Source organism: Paenibacillus pasadenensis, assembly GCF_023715725.1.
In the GTDB taxonomy this organism is placed as follows: Bacteria; Bacillota; Bacilli; order Paenibacillales; family Paenibacillaceae; genus Paenibacillus_O; species Paenibacillus_O pasadenensis_A.
The window spans coordinates 366,390-389,521 of sequence record NZ_JAMBOT010000001.1; the positions used below are offsets into that span (position 1 = coordinate 366,390).

Annotated in this window: 21 protein-coding genes and 1 riboswitch; of the genes, 3 read left to right on the forward strand and 18 right to left on the reverse strand. The window is 54.2% G+C overall.

Features of this window, described 5'->3' with window-relative positions; genetic code table 11:
- Positions 1–10 precede the first annotated feature (10 nt).
- Positions 11–139, forward strand: coding sequence for a hypothetical protein (locus M3223_RS24175; RefSeq protein ID WP_285891087.1), 129 nt, complete (start codon positions 11–13; stop codon positions 137–139).
- A 109-nt stretch (positions 140–248) separates the two neighbouring features.
- A complete protein-coding gene (locus tag M3223_RS01735; protein ID WP_251558322.1) occupies positions 249–701 on the forward strand; it encodes a NucA/NucB deoxyribonuclease domain-containing protein in 453 nt (150 codons plus the stop codon).
- A 127-nt stretch (positions 702–828) separates the two neighbouring features.
- On the opposite strand, the gene M3223_RS01740 is transcribed toward M3223_RS01735, so the two are convergent.
- The 17 genes from M3223_RS01740 to M3223_RS01820 all read right to left on the reverse strand — a co-directional run bounded on the left by M3223_RS01740 (position 829) and on the right by M3223_RS01820 (position 19,922).
- The gene (locus M3223_RS01740) at positions 829–1,557 is read right to left on the reverse strand and encodes an amino acid ABC transporter ATP-binding protein (protein WP_251558324.1); all 729 of its coding nucleotides are present in this window, start codon (positions 1,555–1,557) and stop codon (positions 829–831) included.
- Positions 1,550–2,998 (reverse strand): amino acid ABC transporter substrate-binding protein/permease, encoded by a 1,449-nt coding sequence (locus tag M3223_RS01745; protein ID WP_251558326.1) that lies wholly within the window; start codon positions 2,996–2,998, stop codon positions 1,550–1,552. The genes M3223_RS01740 and M3223_RS01745 overlap by 8 nt, the downstream gene beginning before the upstream one ends.
- 279 nt (positions 2,999–3,277) lie before the next feature.
- Positions 3,278–4,441, reverse strand: coding sequence for a phosphodiester glycosidase family protein (locus M3223_RS01750; protein ID WP_251558328.1), 1,164 nt, complete (start codon positions 4,439–4,441; stop codon positions 3,278–3,280).
- Between the two features lie 199 nt (positions 4,442–4,640).
- Entirely contained in the window at positions 4,641–6,224 is a 1,584-nt protein-coding gene (gene miaB, locus M3223_RS01755; protein ID WP_251558330.1) for a tRNA (N6-isopentenyl adenosine(37)-C2)-methylthiotransferase MiaB, read from the reverse strand.
- Positions 6,225–6,364: 140 nt separating this feature from the next.
- Entirely contained in the window at positions 6,365–6,880 is a 516-nt protein-coding gene (gene def, locus M3223_RS01760; RefSeq protein ID WP_251558332.1) for a peptide deformylase, read from the reverse strand.
- Positions 6,881–7,079: 199 nt separating this feature from the next.
- Positions 7,080–8,603 carry a gluconokinase gene (gene gntK, locus M3223_RS01765; protein ID WP_251559781.1) on the reverse strand — a complete coding sequence of 508 codons (1,524 nt, stop codon included), beginning with the start codon at positions 8,601–8,603 and terminating at the stop codon, positions 7,080–7,082.
- A 192-nt stretch (positions 8,604–8,795) separates the two neighbouring features.
- A complete protein-coding gene (locus M3223_RS01770) occupies positions 8,796–9,602 on the reverse strand; it encodes a TatD family hydrolase (protein ID WP_251558334.1) in 807 nt (268 codons plus the stop codon).
- Positions 9,603–9,689: 87 nt separating this feature from the next.
- A complete protein-coding gene (locus tag M3223_RS01775) occupies positions 9,690–10,457 on the reverse strand; it encodes an ABC transporter ATP-binding protein (protein WP_251558336.1) in 768 nt (255 codons plus the stop codon).
- Entirely contained in the window at positions 10,454–11,263 is an 810-nt protein-coding gene (locus tag M3223_RS01780) for an ABC transporter permease (protein WP_251558339.1), read from the reverse strand. Before M3223_RS01780 ends, M3223_RS01775 begins: the two co-directional genes overlap by 4 nt.
- Positions 11,253–11,555, reverse strand: a complete 303-nt coding sequence (locus M3223_RS01785) for a thiamine-binding protein (RefSeq protein ID WP_251558341.1) — start codon at positions 11,553–11,555, stop codon at positions 11,253–11,255. The genes M3223_RS01780 and M3223_RS01785 overlap by 11 nt, the downstream gene beginning before the upstream one ends.
- A 27-nt stretch (positions 11,556–11,582) precedes the next feature.
- Positions 11,583–12,635: an ABC transporter substrate-binding protein gene (locus M3223_RS01790; protein WP_251558343.1), complete on the reverse strand. Its 1,053-nt coding sequence runs from the start codon at positions 12,633–12,635 to the stop codon at positions 11,583–11,585.
- Positions 12,636–12,781: 146 nt separating this feature from the next.
- Positions 12,782–12,889, reverse strand: a riboswitch (TPP riboswitch).
- An 80-nt stretch (positions 12,890–12,969) separates the two neighbouring features.
- On the reverse strand, positions 12,970–14,196 hold the full coding sequence (locus tag M3223_RS01795; protein WP_251558346.1) for a GerAB/ArcD/ProY family transporter: 1,227 nt from the start codon (positions 14,194–14,196) through the stop codon (positions 12,970–12,972).
- 6 nt (positions 14,197–14,202) lie between these two features.
- Complete coding sequence (locus M3223_RS01800) at positions 14,203–15,468, reverse strand: Ger(x)C family spore germination protein (protein ID WP_251558348.1); 1,266 nt, start codon at positions 15,466–15,468, stop codon at positions 14,203–14,205.
- Positions 15,465–17,408 carry a spore germination protein gene (locus M3223_RS01805; protein WP_251558350.1) on the reverse strand — a complete coding sequence of 648 codons (1,944 nt, stop codon included), beginning with the start codon at positions 17,406–17,408 and terminating at the stop codon, positions 15,465–15,467. The genes M3223_RS01800 and M3223_RS01805 overlap by 4 nt, the downstream gene beginning before the upstream one ends.
- A 182-nt stretch (positions 17,409–17,590) precedes the next feature.
- Positions 17,591–18,463 carry a phosphotransferase family protein gene (locus M3223_RS01810; RefSeq protein ID WP_251558353.1) on the reverse strand — a complete coding sequence of 291 codons (873 nt, stop codon included), beginning with the start codon at positions 18,461–18,463 and terminating at the stop codon, positions 17,591–17,593.
- Positions 18,460–18,939 carry a GNAT family N-acetyltransferase gene (locus tag M3223_RS01815; protein WP_251558355.1) on the reverse strand — a complete coding sequence of 160 codons (480 nt, stop codon included), beginning with the start codon at positions 18,937–18,939 and terminating at the stop codon, positions 18,460–18,462. The genes M3223_RS01810 and M3223_RS01815 overlap by 4 nt, the downstream gene beginning before the upstream one ends.
- A complete protein-coding gene (locus tag M3223_RS01820) occupies positions 18,936–19,922 on the reverse strand; it encodes a phosphotransferase enzyme family protein (protein WP_251558357.1) in 987 nt (328 codons plus the stop codon). Before M3223_RS01820 ends, M3223_RS01815 begins: the two co-directional genes overlap by 4 nt.
- A gap of 288 nt (positions 19,923–20,210) precedes the next feature.
- Here M3223_RS01820 and M3223_RS01825 point away from each other — a divergent pair, with 288 nt between their 5' ends.
- Positions 20,211–21,149 (forward strand): serine hydrolase domain-containing protein, encoded by a 939-nt coding sequence (locus tag M3223_RS01825; RefSeq protein ID WP_251558359.1) that lies wholly within the window; start codon positions 20,211–20,213, stop codon positions 21,147–21,149.
- Between the two features lie 140 nt (positions 21,150–21,289).
- On the opposite strand, the gene M3223_RS01830 is transcribed toward M3223_RS01825, so the two are convergent.
- On the reverse strand, positions 21,290–23,104 hold the full coding sequence (locus M3223_RS01830) for a right-handed parallel beta-helix repeat-containing protein (protein ID WP_251558361.1): 1,815 nt from the start codon (positions 23,102–23,104) through the stop codon (positions 21,290–21,292).
- Between the last annotated feature and the right edge of the window lie 28 nt (positions 23,105–23,132).

A 23,132-nucleotide genomic window follows, 5' to 3' on the forward strand; every position in this document is an offset into this window, starting at 1 on the left:
AGCAATCGAAATGGATCAAAAACAGGCATACCGCGATTTTAAAGGTTTCGGAATTGTTTTCGTTTTGATTTCCAGGCCATTCAGAGAAAGAGCCAACAAAGGAGTGCTTGAAATCATGGTAGACTCCCGGCAATATTGAAGGATGGTATCGCTATTCTGGGAAAAATTCGCTTTTCAACCCGAACGGCCCCGCTTATACTGTTGGCTAGACGCGAATTGACGTACTTTATTGCATCCTGGAGGACAACATGACTTGCATAACAGCTGTTCGCGCGTTTCTGGCAAGGGGACTGGCCCCTCTTCTGCTGGGCTCGGTGCTGCTCAGCGGCTGTACCGCTATTTGGGAGCTGCCCCAGCCGTCCGCCGCTCCGAAAACGCATGATGTGACGATTTATTTTCCGTCCGAGCGTTATCCCGGCACAGCCGAGCATATTAAACAGGCGATCGCCGCTGGTGAATCCAACATCTGTACGATTGACCGCGACGGTGCGGAGGATAATCGCCGCGACTCGCTGCAGGGCATCCCTACGCGCAAAAAATACGACCGCGACGAATGGCCGATGGCCATGTGCCGCGAGGGCGGAGCCGGCGCTCACGTCGATTACGTTAAATCGTCGGACAACCGGGGAGCCGGTTCCTGGGTCGGCAACCAGCTGGAGGAATATCCCGACGGCACCAAGGTGAAGTTTGTCATCCCTTAATTATACGGTCCCATGCTTACGAAAGAACTTATACCGTCGTCCAGCACATCACATGCAAAAAGGTCCCGCAGAGCAGCATGAGCTGCCTTTGCGGGACCTTTTTTTGCCGGAGTTCATCCGTCTTCTCTTAGAGCACCTTTTCCAAAAAGCTGATTGTCCGCTCATGCTTCGGACGGCCGAACAACTCCTCCGGCGGTCCTTCCTCTACGATGTAGCCGCCGTCCATGAACACAACCCGGTCCGCCACCTCGCGGGCAAAGCCCATCTCGTGAGTGACAACCATCATCATCATTCCCTCGCGAGCGAGATCCTTCATGACGCCAAGCACCTCGCCGACCATTTCCGGGTCAAGGGCAGAGGTTGGCTCATCAAACAGCATAATATCGGGATTCATCGCCAGCGCACGGGCGATCGCAACGCGCTGCTTTTGGCCGCCGGACAGCTGATGCGGGTAAGCCTCGGCTTTATCCGACAGACCAACTCTCTCCAGCAGACGCAAAGCGGTGGAGCGCGCCTGCTCTTCGTTTTGTTTGCCGAGCTCCACTGGCGTAAACATAATATTTTTTAACACGTTGAAATGAGGGAACAGATTAAAATGCTGGAACACCATGCCGATGTTTTCCCGAACCTTGTTAATATCGACACTGCGGTCGTTAATATCCTTGTCGTCAACGATGACGCGGCCCTCGGTAATGTCCTCCAGCCGGTTCATACAGCGCAGCAGCGTGCTTTTGCCGGAGCCGGACGGCCCGATGACACAGACAACCTCGCCTTGGCGCACCTGCATATCGATGCCCTTCAGAACATGATTGGAGCCGTAGCTCTTTTTCAAGCCTTCAACGCGAATTTTACCCATGGCGCACCTTCCTTTCCATACGCTCGGCCAGCTTCGTAAGCGCGATGATGACGATCAGGTACATGACCATGACAACCGACCAGATCGTGAACGATTCAAACGTGCGCGCAATGATGATTTTGCCCGATTGCGTCAGCTCGACAAGTCCGATAACCGACAGAATCGACGTATCTTTGAGCGTGATGACCATCTGATTAATAAAGGACGGAATCATGACGCGAATCGCCTGCGGCAAAATAATTTTGATCATCGCTCTGCGATACGGCAAACCTAGCGAACGCGCCGCTTCCATCTGGCCCCGGTCGATCGACTGGATGCCGCCGCGGATAATTTCCGTCACGTAAGCTCCGGCGTTAAGGCTTAGCGTCAAAATTGCCGCCAGGAACAGCGGCATCGTGAAGCCGAATGCCTGCGGAATACCAAAGTAGATGAAAAACGCCAGCACGATCAGCGGAATGCCGCGGAACAGATCCACATACACCGTTGCAATGCCGCGCATCAAGCGGCTGCGTCCAACCTTCATAAAGGCGAACAGCAGGCCGAGCAGAAACGCGAAGAACAGCGACATGATCGTGTACAGAAGCGTGTTGCCAAGACCTTTCAGCAGCGGAGGCAGCGACTCTTGAATAAGCGCCCAAGTGCCCTGGGATGCTGCGTTTTGAGCGCCTTCGCCAAGGTACTTCTCCAGAATTCGGTCGTATTCTCCGCTGTTGCGCAGATTGGTCAAACCGTCGTTAAACATTTGGAGCAGCTCTTGATTTTGCCCTTTGCTGACGGCAAAGCCGTATGTGCCGCCTTTGACCATCTCGATCTCGTCCACGACCTCAAGCCCGTTGCCTTGGGTGGCCCCGTAGGCGAGCACCGGATGATCGTCGAAGGTTGCAACGGAGTTGCCGCCCTTAACGTCGTCGTACATTTGCGCCGAGTCGTCAAAAGGCACGATAGTGAACCCGTATTTGGACGCAACGGATTCCGCGAAGCTGTATCCTTGAGTGCCGGTTTTAACCGCTACCTTTTTGCCCCGCAGATCCTCATAGGACTTGATGTCATCATTGCCGGCGCGAACCGCCATGCTGACGCCTGAATCATAATAAGCCTGCGAAAAGTCGAACTTCTGCTTGCGCTCGTCCGTAATGCTCATTCCGGCAATGACGCCGTCCACCTGATTGGACTCTAGCGCCTGCACGGCTGCATTAAAGCCGAGCGGTTTGACTTCGTACTTAAAATTCTGATCTTTGGCAATTGCGTCGAGCAAATCCATGTCGATTCCGACATATTTGCCGCTTGCGTCCTGATACTCAAATGGCGCAAACGTAATGTCTGTGCCGATCTGATACACTTTACCGGACTCAGCCGCTGCCGCTCCATTCCACCCGGCGGCGCCGGTTGCCGTCATGATCAGGAGGGCCAATGTTAACCAGACAGATCGTAAAACCTTCATATGTGTCCTCCTTGGATGTTCTTTAGCCGTTGTCTGTTTACCCGGAACGATGGTTTTTGTAACGGATTCCTTCCGGCTTCAATCCAGCAATCTATTGTATCAAAAAAAGGGACACAACTCCATTCCGCCCACGGTAACCTTTCCCCTTTCATGTAAAAAGCCCTACCCGCAGCTGCAGGCAAGGCTTTAGAACTATGGATATAGTTTGCGAAAAATGAATCTTTTTACTCGCTAAAATATTTGCATAAGCCTCCAAAGCGGCCTTCTTGCATTCTTCCCTCAGTCCACACGCACGAGCAAAGCGTTGCTGAGGAGACGGCCCGGGCGGGTTAAATAACCCCCGTTGTAGTACAAACCGCTGGAGGCTCCGCCGTCCAGATTCATCGCCTGCCAAGCACCGGCAGCTTTCATAATGCCCGCAAGCTGCGGAATGGTCGCGCCTCCAACGGTAGCGATCAGCAGCTTGTGATCGCGAGTAACGCCAAGCGCGCTGCGTGCGCCTCCGCCGGTAAGTATTTTCGGATCGCGAAATCCTTCGCCCTTAGGGTCCAGCTTAACTGCGCCATCCACAAGCAGACGCGGACCGGCCTGCAGCGCTCCGTCTATCGTTCCTTCCGGAATCCGTTCTTCAAAGGATGCGCCGCCCATCAGCTCGGTGAGCATGTTGGAATCAAAAGTGACCACCGTTTTTTTGTCGCCCGAGCTTTTGTACAGCATTTTGCCGCCGTTGAACAGATAGCCGTACGGGTTTTTCGTGGCGGATTCGGTATACGCATCAAAAAAAGTCCCGTTCACCGCAAGCAGAGCTCCGCCCCGCCTTGCAATGGAAGCAAGCTCCTCGGTACGGCCGGCTTTATCCTTTGCAGCCGCGACCTCCAGATCTACCCGCGGGTCAAGCAGCGACACCGTTGCCACCTGAATAGAGAAGCTCCGCCCGCCCGTTTGGATCGTTTTGCTTACCACCGAAACCGGCTTACGTGCGAGACTGATCGAACCGCGGGGCAGCTCCGGCACTTTTAGTTGCTCACCTGCTTTTTCCAGTACAATAGCTCCGGCAGACGGCTTCCATTTTACCGTGACTCCGAACTGGTCAAGGATAAACCTGAGCGGCACAAATACCGTTCCATTTTCAGTGAAAGGCGCTTGAGATAATGTGCGGGATTTGCCGCTTATGGAGACCGTTTTTTGACCGATGGAAAGAGTTGCTTTGACGCCGCCTTCGGTGATAACGGCCTGTTTGCTCGCGGAATTCCATTCCACGCTGAATCCGGGAAGCTGCTTCAGCGCCCGCAGCGGCACAAAGGACGAGCCTTTGTCTGTATACGCAAAGGTCTTTTCGGCAGCCTCCGCCGTTCCGGCGTCCACTGCTGCGAGCCCGGAGAATAAAGCAGCGCCAGCAGCAACAGCAGCGAGGTTTAATGCGAATCGAGATCGAAAACTCATCGTTATTGTAACCCTCTCTTTTATGTCATGAATGCGAACGAGCGGAACAAAAAAACGTGTCCGCAGAGCTGACACGCTCGCTCAGAATTTCGCCAGTTTCTACTATGTCGACAGAATCGCCTCGTGAATGAAGCCAGAATAACAAAAACAGACAGCCCAACGGGCTGCCTGCCTGTACAAAACCTGGCCAATCTGAAACCTATACGGCTTTGCTCTCGTCGCTCACGAGCTCGCCTTTGATATACCAGGTTTGAGCGTCCGTCACCTTAACCTGCACGAATTGCCCGATCAGCGACTTCGGCCCTTCCACATGGACGAGCTTGTTCGTTCTCGTCCGTCCCGAAAGCACCTCGGAGCGGTTTTTGCTCTCGCCCTCAACGAGCACCTCAACGACCTGTCCCTTCAGCGCCTCATGCGCCTCGCGGGCGATCTCGGCCAGCAGCGCATTCAGCCGGTACAAACGCTGTTTTTTGACTTCCTCCGGCACGTTGTCCTCCATATCGGCTGCAGGCGTGCCTGCACGCGGAGAGTAGAGGAACGTATACGCAAAATCGAATCGCACCTCGCGCACAAGCGACATCGTGTCCTCGAACTGCTCCTCCGTCTCACCCGGAAAACCGACGATAATATCGCTGGTCAGCACCGCGTCCGGGATGGCCGTTTTAATTTTGCGCACAAGCTCAAGGTACGTCTCGCGCGAATATTTCCGGCTCATCCGCTTGAGCACCTCTGTGCTGCCCGATTGCACCGGCAAATGGATATGCTCCACCAGATTGCCGCGCTGCGCTAGAACCTGGATCAGATGATCGTCGAAGTCGCGCGGATGGGACGTAGTGAAACGGATGCGCGGCACGTCAATCTTCGAGATATCTTGCATCAAATCGCCGAAGCGGTATTCCATATCCTCAAAATCCTTGCCATAGGCGTTAACGTTCTGCCCCAGCAGCGTAACTTCCTTGAAGCCCTTGCGCGCCAAATCACGCACCTCCGCCAGCACGTCCTCCGGCCGGCGGCTCCGCTCCTTGCCGCGGGTATAAGGCACGATGCAGTACGTGCAGAACTTGTCGCAGCCATACATGATATTGACCCAGGCGCGCATCCCTTCGCGCTTTTTGGGCATATTTTCGATAATGTCGCCTTCCTTGGACCATACCTCGATGACCAGCTCGCGGCTGAAGCTTGCCTCCTGAAGCAACTCCGGCAGACGATGGATATTATGCGTTCCGAAGATCAAATCAACAAAACCATGCTTTTGCATAATGCGGCTGACGACTGATTCCTCCTGCGACATGCAGCCGCAAACGCCGAGCATGAGGCCCGGCCGCTCCGTTTTGAGCGTTTTCAGATGGCCGAGCTCGCCGAACACTTTGTCCTCCGCATTCTCGCGGATGGCGCATGTGTTGAGCAGAATAATATCGGATTGGTTGTAATCGTCCGTCGGCGAGTAACCCATCGCTTCGAACATGCCCCGCATAACCTCTGTGTCATGCTCGTTCATCTGGCAGCCGTACGTGCGGATCGTATAAAACTTGCCGCGCCCGAACTCCGCCATATTTTCCGGGATGCCGAAGTCTCTAAGAACCTCAATTTCGGCTTTGCCGCGCTTTTTCTCGTCCCGGTAGGAAGGGGCGCTGTTCACCTGAATGTTTCGCCCGTTGATGCGGTATGTGGTCTTTCCTTCTTCTTCGCGGATAACTTTTGCATTTGAAAAATCAAAATACTTGGAGTAGTCCTTCGCCGCCGTTTCGGCCTTGCCCGGCACATTGGCGTTGTCCTTGCCCATGCTGCTGTCCCCCTTCTGCAAACTGAACCTGTCCTTTCCATTATAACCCGGGCGAAATAAAGTTTCATCCTGCAAGGAGCTCCGCCGTTGAAGCACCCGCCTGCGTCTACTCTCCGGCAATCCCGGCCAATCCGATTCCTCTATCGCAAGCCGCGGCTCATGGACAGAAACGGCGTCAGCGGCACCTTGCGTCCGCTCCGCTCTTCATACAGCCAGCCGTCCCGCACATGGTCCACATAAAGCACGCCGTCCAGATGATCCATCTCATGCTGAATACAGCGGGCCAAATACCCTTGAGCCACCAGCTCCACCGTTTCACCCGCCCGGTTCAGCGTGCGGACGCGCAGCTCGGCAGCCCGTTTTACATGTCCGAAGTAACCTGGCAGGCTGAGACAGCCCTCGCGGCCCTCTTGCTGACCGGAAGCATGCAGCAATTGGGGATTGATCAGCTCAATGAGCCCTTCGCCGCAGTCCATCACAATGAGCCGACGCAGCAGCCCGATCTGCGGTGCCGCCAGCCCCGCGCGCCCTTCTTTGGCATAAAGCGTATCCTTCAAATCATCTAAGTATTTATGCGTTCTCGGGTCGGCCGGATCAGCGTCCCGGCACCGGCTTCTGAGCGAACTGTCGCCAAACGGCAAAATTTCGCGTATCATCGCTTCACGCTCCCTCTGCTTGTTTGCCCGGCTTATGCCGCCATAGCTCTCCAGGTATGCTTCTGCTGCTTCAGCAGCGCGCTAATTTAGAAAATACTAACATATACCCGGCTTGGCTGAACATACAAAAAGACGATACAGAGCCAATGCTCCATACCGTCCCGATTACCTGACCGCTTCAGACAGCGGTTAAGCTCAACTACACCCACTTGTTTTGAAAATCAGCGATGCTCTTGTACTCCGGCTCCAGCAGCCGGGAAATCCGGATATAGATTCGGGTGATTTCTGCGTAAATTTCCGTATTTTCCGCTATTGGCTCATGGCGGTACGTACTGCCGATCATCCCGGCGGCTACGTCGAGAGAGTCGGCCTCGCCGATCGCGTTCAGGCCAAGTATTGCTGCTCCAAGGCAAGAGCTTTCCACACTTTCCGGCACATGGACCTCCTGGCTGAAAATATCCGCCATCATTTGGCGCCACAGCTCGGAACGGGCGAAGCCGCCCGTCGCCTGGATTTTGCCGGGTTGGCCGATCAGCTCCTGCAGCGCTAAAAATACCGTGTACAAATTAAGAATAACGCCTTCCATCGCGGAGCGGATCAGATGCTCCTTTTTATGATGCAGTCCCAGCCCAAAGTAAGAGCCGCGGGCATTGGAATCCCACAGCGGCGCTCTCTCACCTGCCATGTACGGATGAAAAATAAGGCCGTCCGAGCCGGGCCGCACCTGCGCCGCAATTTCCGTCAGCACATCATACGGATCGCGGCCTTCGCTGAGCGCCGTTTCCTTTTCCAGCGTGGCAATCTGATCCCGCACCCAGCGGAAAATCATGCCGCCGTTGTTAACCGGTCCGCCGATAACCCATTTGTCCTCAGTCAGCACATAACAGAAAATGCGGCCCTTCGGATCAACGCGCGGCCGGTCCGTCACGGTGCGAATCGCCCCGCTCGTCCCGATTGTCACTGCTACAACGCCCGGCTCAATGGCATTAACGCCGAGATTGGACAGGACGCCGTCGTTCGCTCCAACGACAAAAGGAACATCGTCCGGCAAGCCCAAACGCTCCGCCTGCTCCTTGTCTAGTCCGGTCATGACGTGGCGTGTAGAAACGAGCCGCGACAGCCTGTCCGCCGTAATGCCCGCTACCTGCAGGGCGCCCTCGTCCCACTCCAGCTCATGAATGTTGAACAGTCCGGTCGCCGAAGCGATGGAATGGTCCACAACATACTCCCTGAAGAGCTTATGGAACACATATTCCTTAATCGAGATAAACTTGGATGCCTGGCGGAAAATATCGTTTTGCTCCTGGCGCAGCCAGAGCAGCTTGCAAAGCGGCGACATCGGATGGATCGGCGTGCCGGTCCGCATATAAATCTCATGGCCGTTATGCTCGCGCTTGATGATTTCAGCCCAGCGGGCGCTGCGGCTGTCCGCCCAGGTGATACACGGCGTCAGCGGATGGCCGCTGCCGTCAACCGCAATCAGGCTGTGCATTGCGGCGCTAAATGAGACAAGTTTGATATCCGCTCCGTCCGCCTCACTAGCCCGAATCACTTCCCGGATCGTTTCGGTTACAGCTGCGAAAATCTCCTCCGGATTCTGTTCCGCCGTGTCCGGGGTAGGCGAGTGCAGCGGATATTCCACATGATGCATCGCCTTCACTTTGCCGTCCAGCGTAAACAGGACGGACTTGGTGCTTGTCGTTCCGATATCGGTACCGATCATGTAGCCTTGACTCACAGGCAAGCCCCCTCTTCCAAAAAACGCAGGGCAGTCGACTCCGCCCCGCCTCTATTTCATTTAAACAGATTCGGGGTCAGATTGAAACCGGCTTCGATACCGGCCACTTGCGGATTCCAACGCCAAAAAAGCGGCCCCAAGCTTGAAAGCTTGAGAGCCGCCTTTTCCGCCTAACTCCTATTCCAGCCCGTAAAACTGGCGCGCATTGTCTGCCAGCGCAGCTGCCGTCTCCTGCTCGCCAAGCCCGCGCAGCCGGGCAATTTCCTGTATCGAGCTCCGCATCATAAGCGGATGTGTAGCCTGACCGGCAAAAGGGCCTTCAAACGGCCATGGGCCGTCCGTTTCGGTCATCAGCTGCTCTAGCGGATAATGAGCCGCAAGCTCCTGAATTTCCGGCTCGTACAGCACATCCGGCGTCAACGAAATCATGTATCCCGCTTCCGCCAGCAGCCGCGTCGTTTCCGCATCGCCTTTATACCAATGGAAATGCGCCCGCTTCACTCCGAACTCCCGCAGCACGGCCGCTGCCTTCGACGCGTCCTCATATACGGCATGCAAAATGAGCGGGCGATCCAGCTCGGCGGCCAGCGATGCGAATTGGCGCAAAATCTGCACATATCCGCTCTCGTCAAAGGTTTCTCCCGCCGCCTCCAGCTCGGTCCTCGTATAGTAGGGCAGGCCGACCTCTCCGACCGCAAAAGCCTCGCCCGCCGCATGGCGCTCCCGAATCCAGCCGATCAGCGCCTCCAGCTCGTCCGGCTCAGCTAGCGGCTGCTCCGGATGCCAGCCGTAGGCGGGCAGCACAAATCCGGGGTATTCCAGCGCAAGCTCCCGCGTCCGCTCGCAGGAGGCCATATCCATCGAAACGGCTACGATAGCTTCAACGCCGCCTTGCCGCGCTTCCTCCAGCATGGCGTCTCTTTCCGACTTCGGGTATTTTTCCAGATGAATATGCGTCTCGATGAGCCCGTTATCCATGTTCATTCCCGCTTCCTGTCCAATGTTGGTTTAATGCGTTCCAGCTCCAGTCCCGGCTCCAGCCGTTGCGCCCAGGCTCGTCCATCCAGACTGCTATACCGATTTCTCCAAGCTGCGCAGCGCCGCATACAGCTCCGCCTTTAGCTCGCCAAAACGCGGCTCGCTCCACAGCTTCTCGCTGCGGGGACGCGGAAACGTCACTTGCAGCTCCCGGACGACAACCGCCGGGGAGGCCGACAGCACGACAATCCGGTCAGAGAGCATCAGCGCCTCCTCTATCGAGTGCGTAACAAACAGCACCGAGCGGCGGTCCTGCTCCCATAGCGACAGCAGCCACTGCTGCATTTCCTGACGCGTCAATGCGTCTAACGCGCCGAACGGCTCGTCCAGCAGCATAAGAGGCTGCGGTGAAAGCAGCGCCCGCAAAAATGAGATGCGCTGCTGCATGCCGCCCGACAGCACATGCGGATAGGCGCGCGCATAACGCTCCAGACCGAGCCGCTGCAGCCCTTCAACGGCAAGCTCCCGCGCCTCCGGTTTGCTCCGGCCCGAGATGCGCAAAGCCAGCTCAATGTTGCCCTGCACGGTGCGCCAAGGGAGCAGCGCCGCCTGCTGCGGCATGTAGGCAGCCGGTCCGGGCTTGCTGCCCGCCGGCTCACCGCCAATGCGGATTTCACCCGCATCCGGCTGCTCCAGACCGCCAACCAAGCCTAGCAGCGTCGATTTGCCGCTGCCGGACGGGCCAAGCAGCGAGACGAATTCGCCCTGGCCGACCGACAGATTAACGCCGCCAAGCACTTCTATGACGCCTGATCCCTGCGGGAACGACTTGCGCAAACCCGTTATTTCCAGTACGCTCATGCCGCTCCCTCCTTCCTTGGCCGCCAGCGCAGCGCCAGCCGTTCCGTGCCGCTTACTGCCGCAAACAGCAGCAGGCTGAGCAGCACAACGATTACGACGCCGGCGAATACAAGCGAGGTTTTAAACCCTTTGGACGACAGCAGGATAAAAATTCCGATGCCTTTATCCGAGCCGATCCATTCCGCCACGACAGCGCTCGTAACGCTGTACGAAGCCGCGAGCTTCAGGCCGGAAAACAGATGTGTAACTGAGCCGGGCAGCTCCAGGCTCACGAACCTCCTCCAGCGTCCCGCGCCGATCATCCGCAAATACCGGTCCAGAGCGGGATCGCTGCCGCCCAAGCCTCCCAGCATAGCGATACACACCGGAAAAAAACAGACAAGCATAACGAGCAGCAGCTTGGGCAGCAGTCCGAAGCCGAGCATGACAACAAGCAGCGGCCCCAGCGCGATGAGCGGCACATTTTGCGACAGCAGCAGCAGCGGATACACGCCGGAGCGAAGCACCGGCAGCAGATGCAGCAAAGCGGCGAGCGCAAAGCCCGCCGCCGTTCCTCCCGCAAAGCCGAGCAGCGTCAGCCGCAGCGTCGCCAGTGTATGCCCGGCCAAGCGCTCCCGCGCCTCCCAGGCGTCCAGCATGATTCGGCTTGGAGCCGGCAGCAGCCAAGGCTCCACGTTCCACAGCCTCACCGCCGCCTCCCAAATGAGCAACAGCAACGCCAAGACAAGCAGAGGGGGCCAGACGGCCCGCATGCTCGCCAACCCGGCTCCTTGGCGGAACGCCGGATTTATGCGTTTACTTTCCATCCGGGTATTTTTCCAGCAGGCGATCCATCGAAGCGCCGTGAACCGGATTGTAATAAATCTTCACTTGGGAAATAACCGAGGCGCAGCCCATTTCCGCCATGGCCTCGCTCATACGCGCCACAACAGCAAGCAGCCCTTGCAGCTCGCCCTCCATCGTCGTTTCCAGCGGCGCCACCCGATAAGGGAAGCCCGACTCTTTAATAATCTCGATTGCACGGTCCACGTACGGCAGGACGCTTTCTCCTCCCGGCGTGCTCGGCAATATTTGAATGCTTACTAGCGCGTTTGCCATAACGGTTTCTCCTCTCTCGTCCCGGTGTTACTTCTGCGGCAGATAATCGTTCGTAAACGCCTTCGCCAAATCCGGCTTGGACTCAAGCAGCTTGTGCTCGAACATCCAGTCGGCGTAATTGTTCCACACTTCCGCCTTCTGCTCGCCCCAGCGCGGCGCATCATCCTGGTATTTTGGGCTCAGCCACTTTTGGCTGGCTCTCACGAGCTCGGGGTCCAGATCCGGAACGGCCTTGATCAGCACTTCAGCTGCATCTTCGGGGTTATCAATCGCATACTGGTACCCTTCCGCAGCTCCGGCTACAAATGCCTTCACCAGCTCCGGCTTCTCCGCAATCATCGTTTCGTTCGTCTGCAGGAGCGGCGTGTAATAGTCCAGCTTGTCGCTAAAATCGGTCAAATACACCATATTCAGCTTTTCGCCGCGCAGCTCGGCTTCAACGCCTGTCCACGCGTAATAGATCCAGGCAAAATCAATATCGCGTTTCACCGCCGTGAAAAAGTCCGAGTTCCCCAAGTTAACGATTTTCACTTTGTTTACATCCGCACCCTGCTCCTGCATGAGCGAGCTGATTACTTCCTGCTCCACCGGTGCTCCCCAGCCGCCGTATGTTTTTCCCTCAAAATCCTTCGGAGATTTGATTCCCTTTGCCTCCGGCGACGCAAAACCCGACGTATTGTGCTGGATGATTGCCGCCAGCGAAACGAGCGGCAGCCCCTGCGTGCGCGCCGTCGTCAGGCTTTCCTGATAACCGACGCCGAATTCAATTTCTCCCTTAGCCACGAGCGTATCTGCGGCCGTCCCCTCCGGCGGCTGCACGATTTCTACGTCAAGGCCGTGATTTTTGAAATACCCTTTATCCCGCGCCACGTACAGACCCGTATGGTTCGTGTTTGGCGTCCAGTCCAGCACAACCTTGATTTTCTGGAGCGGAGCTTCGCTTGCGGCAGGCTGCTCATTCGCCGCATTGCCGGCTCCTCCCGTGTTGCCTGCCTCGTTGCCGCCGCAGCCCGCCAATCCAAGCGTCAGCGCCAGTGTCAGCAAACCTCCCGCTTTCATCCAGTTGTTTCTTTTCCCCATGTCTTTCCCCTGCTTTCTTCTATGTACCGCTATAGTCTGAGAAACTAGCTCACGCACGATCCCACGCAAAAAAGACGTCTCCTCGAGGAAGACGTCTTGATGAGATCACAGGTCGCTCTGCGGCCAACCCGGTACGGGCGGCGGCATGATACGGCTGCATACGGTTCCTACGCTGGCATTATCCAGATCAGGTTTACGGGTCGGGATGCTTCTCCCCTCTCAGCCGGCGTTCGCCAGCTCCCCAGCTATGCGGTTGTCAATAGTGCCATTATAACAGAGGAGGCGCTATTTGCAACGGGTTGCTGTCGATCTTTGGCGAAAGCGGCTGGTTTTGTTAGGACTGCGGCTGCGGTTGAGCCTGTGATTGCGGTTGTGATTGCGACTGGGACTGCGGCTGGGTTTGCGGCTGGAACTGTGTTTGAGTTGAAGCTTGGGGCTGAGTCGGCGCCTGCGGCCCGCTCGGCTTTTGCCGCTCCGCCTTTCGCTTAACCCATTTAAACCCGATCAGAAGCATTATTAATGGAATTGCAATGTGGTAGATAGGCGTAAACTTCACCGAGACTTCAAGTCCGGCCCATAGATGGAAGGTGTTAGTCGGCTCCATAAAGCTCATGGCATATATAATGGGCCCGTAAATCAAAGCCGCAACCTGCACGGGCACTCCGCAGGCGGAACGCAGCAGCAGCACAGCCGAGAAATACATGCCGGCGATTTTGATATACAAGCCGATGTATAACAGCAGCGTAACGAGAATATCCAGACGTTCAATAAAATTGAACAGCCGGATCAGCTCCACCGCCTCCAGCGTAGGGAACGCCTTAATCGATGCCACAGCCGGACCGAGCACCATCATAATGACCGCGTTTACAGCCACCAGAAAGATGGATACAGCGATATAGGAGCTGTAAGTTGCCACGCCGGCCTTGTTATTACCTGCCGTATACTTCCAGTACACAAGCAGCACGACGACCTGGCTGAACGGAAAAGACAGCAGGTCGGGGAAAGCGGTTTTCAGCACCGGCTCATAACCGTTTTCCAGCACGGGACGAAGCTGTTTGTAATCAATCAGCCCTGATACAAGCAGCAGAAACATCATCAGCGTGTAGCTTCCCAGCAGCATCGGAAACAAAATTTGCGTAATCCGAAAAAAAGTGAATACCCCTTTGGATACGGTGTAATAAGCGATTGCGGTAATTAAGAGCATGACGCACCACATCGGCGTTTGCGGCAGCAGCGTACTGCTTGTCAGCTCTCCAAAATCACGCACGTTCCGCATCGATTCATAGGCAAGCAGTATGCTGAGACCGAGACCAAGCACCGTGCCTGCAATTTTGCCAAAATGCAGCTTGTACAGGCCTGCGATGTCCTCTTCCGGGGCTCTGTTTTGCAAGGTCCGGTACACCCATAACATGCCGAATCCGGCAACAGCGGCGAGGCATAGCGCTATCCAGGAATCCTGGCCTGCTTTGATGCCGAGCTGGAACATAGGCGTGCTTCCGATGCTGAACATGAAGAGAAAAATGGCGAGCTGTCCCGCGCTTATATTCCCTGTTTCCTTCAAACCGGATCACTCCTTGTCATGCATTTCTTTGATCGTGTTGTTGTAGGAATTGACGCTCCGTCCCGTTTTGTTTATTTTAACTTTTACGATAACCTCGCTCTCAATCTTAGGAAACCCTTGTTCATTCCAGTTTTTATGAATTTTTTTCCATTCCCGGGTATGCTGCTTAAGCAGCAGATTGCCAAATCCGAAAATATCCGCATGAAGACTTTGGGCTCCTCTAATGCTGTCTTCAATATCGTCTTTCAGCTCCTGCTCGATCCGTTCGGCAATTGGGCGCAAATTTCCAGGTTTGCTCATATCCCCCGGACAATTGTATTCCATGAGCGCGCCTTCTCCGCTTACCTCAACTCGCATCAGCCAGCTTGAGCCTTGTTTAATAGGCGTAATTTTACCCTTCTTCTGGCGAATACGAATGCTGTTTCTTTTCAGGCGCTCCCCTTCGCATGCAAAAGACACGCTTGTTTCTTTGACCCAGCCTTTGGCCCACAGGATGCCCCGGCTCTCGTGCGACGTCATCCAGCCGATCATGCGGTTCTCCTTGAATATGGCCACCTTTTGCAGACGCACTTTAGTGCCGGTATGCGTGGCTTTGGCGGCGTCAACGCTGTCTACCGGGTCACCGTTTCCTCGCAGCCCAATGCCGGCTACGCCCCCCACGTGAACCGGTCCGAGCATGGACTGGCCAAGCTCGAACATGGTCATGGCCCTGAAATTTCCGCCGTATTTTTCTTCAAGCCCAATGAGCCGGTTAATGCCCGCGCCCGAAATTTTTTCCAGCGGAAGCAGCTGTTCTAAAACCTTTCTGGCGGTGCCCTCGGTAACAAAAATGGCAACCGTTTCCCTAGAATCCCCATTGCGCATGTAGGCCTCGATGAGCGGCGCAATGCCTTTGCGGGCGGCTTTTTCCCCGACGATGACGATCTGGTTATGGCTAAAATAGAGACGGCGGGACATCTCCTGGGTCGCTTTGTTCACTGCGCCTCGGAAGCTGTCTCCTTCCGTTGTAAAAACATTGACCGGCGAAGCGGATGAGCCGACATACGCGCCTTGCGATGAAATCGCGTTTGGTATGACGAGCTGGTAGCTGAGCTTCCACCTGCCGCTGTCCGTAATGTCAATGCCCGTGGCCGAAATAATGCCCAGCTCGTTAAGCTCCTGCCGGTCCCAACAGCCCGCAACGCCAAGCAGCAGGAGCAGCAGAAGCGCAGCCAAGCTGCGGCGGAGCAAACTCCATTCGGACATTGTACCTTTTGCATAGGACCGCTTCATTGCTGCTCACCCCGCTGCTCGTTTGGTTGGCGCTTATGATCCACAGGAGCAACTTGGGGCAGTTGGCCCTGGCCGCTTCCCGGCTGCTGGCTTTGGCCGCCTCCCGTCTGCTGGCCTTGGCCGCTGCCCGGCTGTTGGCCTTGGCCGCTTCCCGGCTGCTGGCCTTGGCCGCCTCCCGGCTGCTGGCCTTGGCCGCTTCCCGGCTGCTGGCTCTGGCCGCTTCCCGGCTGCTGGCCTTGGCCGCTTCCCGGCTGCTGGCCCTGGCCGCTGCCTTGCATACTGCTCGGCTGCTGCTGGCCCGGAAGCTCCGGCGGCAGGCTTTGCGGCGCTTCCTGCTGCTGGCTTTTTGGCTTGCCGCCCGCAACGCGCTTACGGGCTCCCCGATGCGTCATCGCAGGCCGGAGCGGCATTGCCCAGCGCGGCATCCGGAATATGGTATCTCTCCAGCTGCCCTTGACCCATGGCGCCATCGGCGCTAAATACGGAATGCCAAATGAATGCAGTCCCGCCAGATGGATGATAAAGATCAGGTCAAGCGAAATAATGCCGACAAAACCGAGCATGCCGGCGCTAATCATGAACAAGAAGCGCATCAGCCTGGCTGAGTTGGCGATATTGAGCTGGGGAGCGACAAAGCTCGACATCGCCGTGAGCGCCACGATGATAACCATTGCCGCCGACACAAGTCCAGCCTGTACCGACGCCGTGCCGATTACGAGCGCGCCTACAACGGATATCGCCGCACCGATCGCCCGCGGCATCCGCACGCCCGCTTCCCGCAGCACCTCGAATATTAGCTCCATCAGCAGCGCTTCGGCCAGCGCCGGCAGAGGGATGCCCTCTCTTTGCGCAGACAGAGTAATCAGCAAGTTGGTCGGCATCATTTCCTGATGAAACGTTGTAATGGCAATATAAAGCGCCGGCAGATGAATCGTCAGCAGGAATGCGCTCATCCGAAGCATTCTCAAAAAGCTCGCGATGTCAAAACGCTGGTAATAGTCCTCCGGCGATTGAAAAAAGCGGAAAAACGTAACCGGGGCAATCAGTCCAAACGGGCTTCCGTCCGAAATAATGGCGATATGGCCCTCCAGCAAATAAGCCGACACCTGATCAGGGCGTTCCGAGTGAATGACCGTCGGAAAAAGAGTAAAGGTTTTATCCTGAATAAACTCCTCAATATAACCGCTGTCGATGATCCCGTCGATATCGATAGCCGCCAGTCTGCTGCGCGCTTCCTCTACAAACTCCATGCGGACCGTGTTTTTCATATAGATCAGCGCAACCTGCGTGCAGGTCTGTCTGCCGATCCGCTGCGTTTCCACAATCATTTGCTCCGAGCGGATAATGCGCCGGATCTGGCCGATATTCGTTTCCAGCGACTCCGTAAAGCCTTGCTGCGGACCGCGAATAACGGTCTGCGAGGTCGGCTCGGTAACGGCCCGTACCGCACCGCCAGCCGCATCAGTCGCAAATGCTTCGCTGCTCCCATCCACGAGCACAAGACAGCAGCCGAGCAACAGCGCATCCAGCGCGCGCTCCAGCGTCGTCACCGGCTCGGTGAGAGGCGCCGTAATAATTTCCGTGCGGAGCCGGTGGACGAGAGTTTGCATTTGCCGTTCCTTTGAGCCTCGTCCATGCGTCTCTTCGTCGGCGTGGGCGAACTGCAGCTTGTCGAGAATATCCTCACGGATGCTCGTTTCGTCGACGATGCCTTGCAAATACAGGATAGCAAGCTTAATTCCCGGCGCCGCCGGAGATGCCGTAATACGCAGTCGCAGGTCGGATGACTCGCCGAACTGGGTCCGGATTGCATGGGCATTGGCCGCCAGCGACACGCTAAGCGGGGTTGACGTCACTCTTCTGCCCAAGGGAGGGGGCTTTGGCCCGCCGCTGCCCTTGTTTCCCGCCGATTTTCCTTTGCTCTGTTTAAAAGCAAACAAGAAAGACCCCTCCCTTATCCAGAATGACCTTATTCTGGGCAACAAGGAGGGGTTTTATCCAAGTTATGGGGTGCGGATGATTTGTGTCCCGTGACGTAGTGTGTTTTAACAGGCATGCCTTTTTAAACGATTCTCAAAACGATACGTTATCTCCTCGGAAGCATACCGAATTTACACCTTTCTCACCCTCTACTCAGCAAGTCTATATTTTCTTGGAGGAATGACTGGTTTTTTTCGACGCCCCGGTTTTTGCACCAGACAATAGCACTGAACGCATCATAAATATCAAAAAAGGGCAGCACCGTTTCCAGGTCCAGCATAGGGCGAACCGTTTGATATCCTGCCGTATAAGCTTCTTTTGTCCCCGGGTTCACTTGCCAAATATACCGGTTCACTTTCGTAAAATCGACCTCGGAAGATCCAGCGCGGGCGCTCTCAAAATCGATTATTCCCGCAACCTCGCTTCCATTTACTAAGATATTGCCTGGTCTAAAATCCATATGTACAACGCATGGCCCGTCGGGTTCCGGCAATGCAGCAAACAGAACTTCAAAACGGCTCAAGCATGCTTCGTACAATTCTGGTTCAAGAATCTCTTTGCAGGGCTCTTCCCACATTTCAAAATTTCTTTTGATATGCAGCCTCCAATCGTTGTGCTCCAGCAGCCTGACTCCGTCTTTTCCATAATTCCCGTAGCCCGGGGCTTTCACCTCATGCAGCATCGCATGATACATTCCGATTTTAAAAGCAAGCTGCTCATCGATTTGCTTCGGGCACGGAACACCTCGGATTTCGGCTAACAGCATAGCCCCGCTGATGTTTTCATCCCCATCCCAAACATCCAGCACCTCGGGAACAGGTAAAACTCCCTTCAATATTTCCAGCACCTTAAGCTCACGGAATAATTTATCCTTATTAAATGGAATCTTCACATACACGTTTTCCCGGTTAAAAAGCGTAAGCTTATAGACTTCGGAGCTGAACGAGTCCGGAACATCTTCAATGTTCAAGACGTCCAGCTTTAACTTTTTAATTACGGTCTGAACGGAGCTCATTCCTTCGCCTCCCTGGAATTCCACTCTTCCCGCAAAATAGCGTAATAATACTCATCCCACCACTCATCGCCATGGGGAATGCATTTCTGAAAATGGCCTTCACGTCTCATGCCGATTTTCTCCATCAACCGATGGGACGGCACGTTTTCCGGCTGGATGGCTAATGCCGCCTCCGATGCGTACCCTCGATGATAGAACCGGGGATTGAACACCCACCCGATTTCAAACGTATGCTCGCCAAAATAACGGTGAAACACAATATGGCCGATAAGTGTTCCGTCATCTTTTAAAACAACAGGGAAGTTCCCGGCTTCATCGCCGATGTTCTTCTCTACAAACCGCTTAACCGCCGCTTCATCTTGAATTCCTTCCGGAATATAGTTCATGACGGTCTGATTGGATGTGTACTCCAGCACCGCAGGCCAATCCTCGTAATTGAACCTGCGAATGATTAATCTCTCGGTCGTGACGTTCATCCGTTCACTTTCGCGTTGCCAAAATAACTTGCCTTCTTTTCCATCGACTTCGTCAGTTTTGCTCTCAGATTCACCAGCCATTCCGGTTCATGCTCCCACCTTTCGGCCATGGATCGAAGACAGCGGACGTATCCGTACAAAGCAGCGAACCTTCTGCATGCCGGAATAAGGGCTGAATAATCCTCTGAAATCGCAAACTCAGTCCGATATCCGTTTAAGAAGCACGTTCGTTTATCGTTATAATTTTCAGCAGGTACATACTCTGCCAAGCTATCCAGCGCCTGATCAATGTCCATCGCGTACCAGTGATACATGGAGTCATCAAAATCAATCACATTGCAAGAGCCCGTTTCTTCATCATAAAAAACATTGTCGTATTCAAAATCATAATGAATGAGTCCGAAGTTTTCTTTTGTCATCGGGATCGAAGAAAAATAATTCTTCAGCCGCTCCGCCTCCATTAACGCTGCCGTTTCATGGGGAAAATCGGTTAAAACCTCTTGAATCCAGGCCAGCACATCACGATAGGTCCATCTCTGACAGCCGTCCGGTGTATACTCGCTCGATAATTGATGCAGCTTCCCCAATGCTTTTCCGTAGCTAAATACGATGTCATCGCCAACCTCATTCATCTGCACGCCAGACACACGTTTAAAGACGGAAGCATAATAACGCCCCCACGGCGTTTCAGCCTCCATAAAATATTCCCCGTTTTCAGATGCAACCGCCTCTAAAGCCCCATAACCTCTTGCCCTCAAATAAGTAATAAAATCGAGCTCCGCTAAACTATTTTCTCTGCTTTTTTCCGGCGCAGGAGCGAATCTCAGAAACTGGGTATCTCCTTCAAATTTAAAAGGATAAACGGCATTAGAGGAGATTCGATAGGATCGAAACAGCTCGATTGATTCCTTGTCGTACTCCCAGTTTTCTATAAGCATTTTGGCCAAATCCTCATTGTTAAACAAATAGTTCAGCTTCAGCATCGGCATTCTCCTCATGCGCAGTAATCATCCATTATTTAACATACATTACTTTATCCCATTTGGTCTGGTAAAGGTTTAATTTAACTAAAGTTACCTAAATGTACGAATTTCCAAGAACAACCGAGGTTAAACAAGTTCTTTGTTTTGGAAAAGGAGGCGAAAGCGCGTTTAACCTGCAATCTCTCTAGCTCAAAAAAATACGAACGTCTGTTTTTGGACTTCGCCAATTATTCCATCGAGGTGATACGATTAGACTTGGTCCGTTACCATTTAATAGGAGATGAGATCATGGATATACTCAAAGCCAATCCATCCGCGACGTTCAATCCTCTGTTAGCTCTCACGCAAAAAACAAAACACGAATTGCGCTCATCCGCCGCTTCATTAGTTGTTATCCAGGGCGACAACATTGTGCTGGAATGGTACAACGGCTTTCATCATTTCAAAAAAGGAGCCCGCCCGGTTACGGCAGACTCCATGTTCAACCTCTACTCCACAAGAAAAACCTACATAGGCTTAGCGACGGCAATTGCCGTAACGGAAGGCCGCATTCCATTGGAGACGCCTGTTCACCAGGTTGTGCGGGATATTCCGAGGAGCGAGCTCGGAGAAGTAACAATCCGCGACCTAGCGACCAAATCAGGCGCAAAATATTTCGGGAAAGACAGAATGGAAAGAGAAGAACTCGCGGGTAAAGTTATCCGGGCCATTACGGGCAAAACCATTGCGCAGCTGTTAACCGAGCGTCTGTTCACCCCTCTTGAATTAAATCTAACTGAATGGGCTTCATCTCCTAAAAAAGAGCTTGTCTGCGATTTTCAAGCGGACGGGCATTATTCCTCTGTACGGATCGAGTCCGATGAAGGCCATGATCGAAATCTATATACGAGTGCGCTGGATCTCGCCTTGTGGGGATATCTGCATCTCAAAAAGGGGCTGATTCGCGGCGAGCGAATTTTGCCGGATGAGGTGTTTGCTTTATATGCCGCTCTTCAATCGTCGGAGGATGCGGGCAAACGCCTCTTTGGGTGGTATTTTCAGGAGGATTGGTACTATGCGACCGGAGCAGCCGGCTGCCATTGCGTCGTTTACCCGGAATACAACGCAGTCGGCGTGCGGATGCTCAATCGATACACGGACAATTACGCCGCAGATCAGCTGACATTTAATCGCACCCTGCTGGACTGCCTGAAGCGCAGCTCGGCTGCTGGTGGCGCAAGAGGTTAGTGCTAATCCGTTTGTGCAACGTGTTTAAGCTCATTTGCACATAAACGGGTTCAAACGCAACGACCCGCAAACGGAGCCTTTTTCAAAAAAGGTTCCGTTTACGGGTCATCTCTCAATCATAATGAACAGGCTGGCCTTACTTAAGGAATTAAGCCTGTAGTCGCCGTGTGGGCAGCGGATGCCGCGCCGTTGTTGCCGTTCCGATCTTCCGCCTCTACCTTATAGTAGTAGGTCGTGTTCGACTTAGGACGAGCGTTGTCCAGGAAAGTCGTTCCTGTCGATTCCCCTACCATGTTCACATAGGCAGGAGTGAATCCCGGCGTAGTTCCACGGTAGATGTTATAGTGCGCGATGCCGCCGGTTCCTGAATCCGTTGCCGCCGACCAGCTCAATTGCACGTAGCCGCCGCTGAGGGAGGAAGCTACGCCCGAAACGGAACCCGGCGCAGATGTGTCGAGTCCGTATACAAACGATCCCGAGTCGAAGCCGGTAGCGGCCTGCCAAGTCCAAAGGCCGTTATATGTCGTACCGTCTTTTTTGGCGGTGAACGTCGAGCCGCTGCTGTAAATCTTATTTTCCCATATTTGGTCAATTGTAGTATTGATGCCGATGTCAAAAACAGATGTGTTTGCGACGCCGGATTTCAGCACAATGTTGTTCCGGTAAATACTGTTGCCTGTCCAATGACTCGGGTCCGGCGCTGCGCCGCCGCTCCAATAACCGCTGTTAATGCCCGTAGTTCCCGCCACATCCACGATAATGGTGTTGTTTGCTACAACCATGTTATGAGTCCCCGTCGAAATACTAGGCATACCTGTGAAATTGCCAAGCGCGATTTGGCCTTTGCCGTTGCCCGTCTCTCCCTTGTTGCCCTTGGCCTTGTTGTTGAGGATTTTGCCGCCGATGTTGCTCATCGTTGTAAACCCGTTGCCTTTGTTGTCATGCGAGTAGTTATACTGGACCGTAATATTTTTGCAGTACCAATCGATGTTGATGCCCGCCCCGTCATATCCGGACATGGAGTCTCCCATCTCCGACACCTCATTGAAGCGGATGACAGAGTCGCGGGAGGAGATGTACCATAGTCCGCCAGGACCGTAACCGTTCGAATTAGCTTGGCCGGCGGCGCGAACGATGTTGCGCTCAATGGCGGAATTGAACGCATTGCCGACAACGATGCCCTGGTTGCCGATATTCGTTACTTGATTGCCGACCACATACATATTACCGTATGTTTCTTGGGACAAAAAATTTGTTGCGCCGGCTGTATTCCAGCCTCCTGTTGTAATTGCATAGTATCCCACATCATGAATGTTGTTGTTCGAAATGACGATATCGTTTGCCACGGCCCCATAGGATGATCCCGGAACGTAAGCAACAATTTGAATGCCGTACGTATTGGAGTCCGGAGTCGTGCTATAGATTTCATTGCTATCAATCTGAAGTCCGGCGTGCAGCGCTGTTGTATCGTAATCAACCAAGATGCCTGTCGTTCTATCTGTGTAAACCATGTTTAAGGAAGGCACGGCCTTCACAGCCAGTCCTTTAATCAGCCAGTGGCTCAGGTTTTTGCCATAAATGACCCCGCTCCACGGAACATTGGCTGAAATAATCGGCTTGTTCCCTGTTCCATAAGAGGTAATCGTAATCGGACTTGCCTTTGTACCGGAGCCCTTCAGCGTCAGCTTCTCGTTCCAGGTGTCTCCGGATTTAAGCAAAATGCGGTCCCCCGGCTGAAACGTAATGCCGCTCACCTTGGCCATCGTTTTCCAAGCAGTCGATTGACTCGTGCCATTATTGCTGTCATTGCCTGTGCTGTTGCTGACATAATAGGTGGTATTTGCTGCAAAAGCTGTCTGTGCGTCTAATGCCGAAATACCTGGAATTGCACTTGCCAGGAGCAGCATAAATGCTGTCATGAGTTTAAAAACCCGTACCTGCAGTGCGCTTCTCATCCTTCATATTCCTCCATTCAAAATTGAA

Coding starts and splice junctions, on each gene's coding strand:
- M3223_RS24175 (WP_285891087.1), top strand. CDS start 11: ATGGATCAAAAACAGGCATACCGCGATTTTAAAGGTTTCGGAATTGTT.
- M3223_RS01735 (WP_251558322.1), top strand. CDS start 249: ATGACTTGCATAACAGCTGTTCGCGCGTTTCTGGCAAGGGGACTGGCC.
- M3223_RS01740 (WP_251558324.1), bottom strand. CDS start 1,557: ATGGGTAAAATTCGCGTTGAAGGCTTGAAAAAGAGCTACGGCTCCAAT.
- M3223_RS01745 (WP_251558326.1), bottom strand. CDS start 2,998: ATGAAGGTTTTACGATCTGTCTGGTTAACATTGGCCCTCCTGATCATG.
- M3223_RS01750 (WP_251558328.1), bottom strand. CDS start 4,441: ATGAGTTTTCGATCTCGATTCGCATTAAACCTCGCTGCTGTTGCTGCT.
- miaB (WP_251558330.1), bottom strand. CDS start 6,224: ATGGGCAAGGACAACGCCAATGTGCCGGGCAAGGCCGAAACGGCGGCG.
- def (WP_251558332.1), bottom strand. CDS start 6,880: ATGATACGCGAAATTTTGCCGTTTGGCGACAGTTCGCTCAGAAGCCGG.
- gntK (WP_251559781.1), bottom strand. CDS start 8,603: ATGATCGGTACCGATATCGGAACGACAAGCACCAAGTCCGTCCTGTTT.
- M3223_RS01770 (WP_251558334.1), bottom strand. CDS start 9,602: ATGAACATGGATAACGGGCTCATCGAGACGCATATTCATCTGGAAAAA.
- M3223_RS01775 (WP_251558336.1), bottom strand. CDS start 10,457: ATGAGCGTACTGGAAATAACGGGTTTGCGCAAGTCGTTCCCGCAGGGA.
- M3223_RS01780 (WP_251558339.1), bottom strand. CDS start 11,263: ATGGAAAGTAAACGCATAAATCCGGCGTTCCGCCAAGGAGCCGGGTTG.
- M3223_RS01785 (WP_251558341.1), bottom strand. CDS start 11,555: ATGGCAAACGCGCTAGTAAGCATTCAAATATTGCCGAGCACGCCGGGA.
- M3223_RS01790 (WP_251558343.1), bottom strand. CDS start 12,635: ATGGGGAAAAGAAACAACTGGATGAAAGCGGGAGGTTTGCTGACACTG.
- M3223_RS01800 (WP_251558348.1), bottom strand. CDS start 15,468: ATGAAGCGGTCCTATGCAAAAGGTACAATGTCCGAATGGAGTTTGCTC.
- M3223_RS01810 (WP_251558353.1), bottom strand. CDS start 18,463: ATGAGCTCCGTTCAGACCGTAATTAAAAAGTTAAAGCTGGACGTCTTG.
- M3223_RS01815 (WP_251558355.1), bottom strand. CDS start 18,939: ATGAACGTCACGACCGAGAGATTAATCATTCGCAGGTTCAATTACGAG.
- M3223_RS01820 (WP_251558357.1), bottom strand. CDS start 19,922: ATGCTGAAGCTGAACTATTTGTTTAACAATGAGGATTTGGCCAAAATG.
- M3223_RS01825 (WP_251558359.1), top strand. CDS start 20,211: ATGGATATACTCAAAGCCAATCCATCCGCGACGTTCAATCCTCTGTTA.
- M3223_RS01830 (WP_251558361.1), bottom strand. CDS start 23,104: ATGAGAAGCGCACTGCAGGTACGGGTTTTTAAACTCATGACAGCATTT.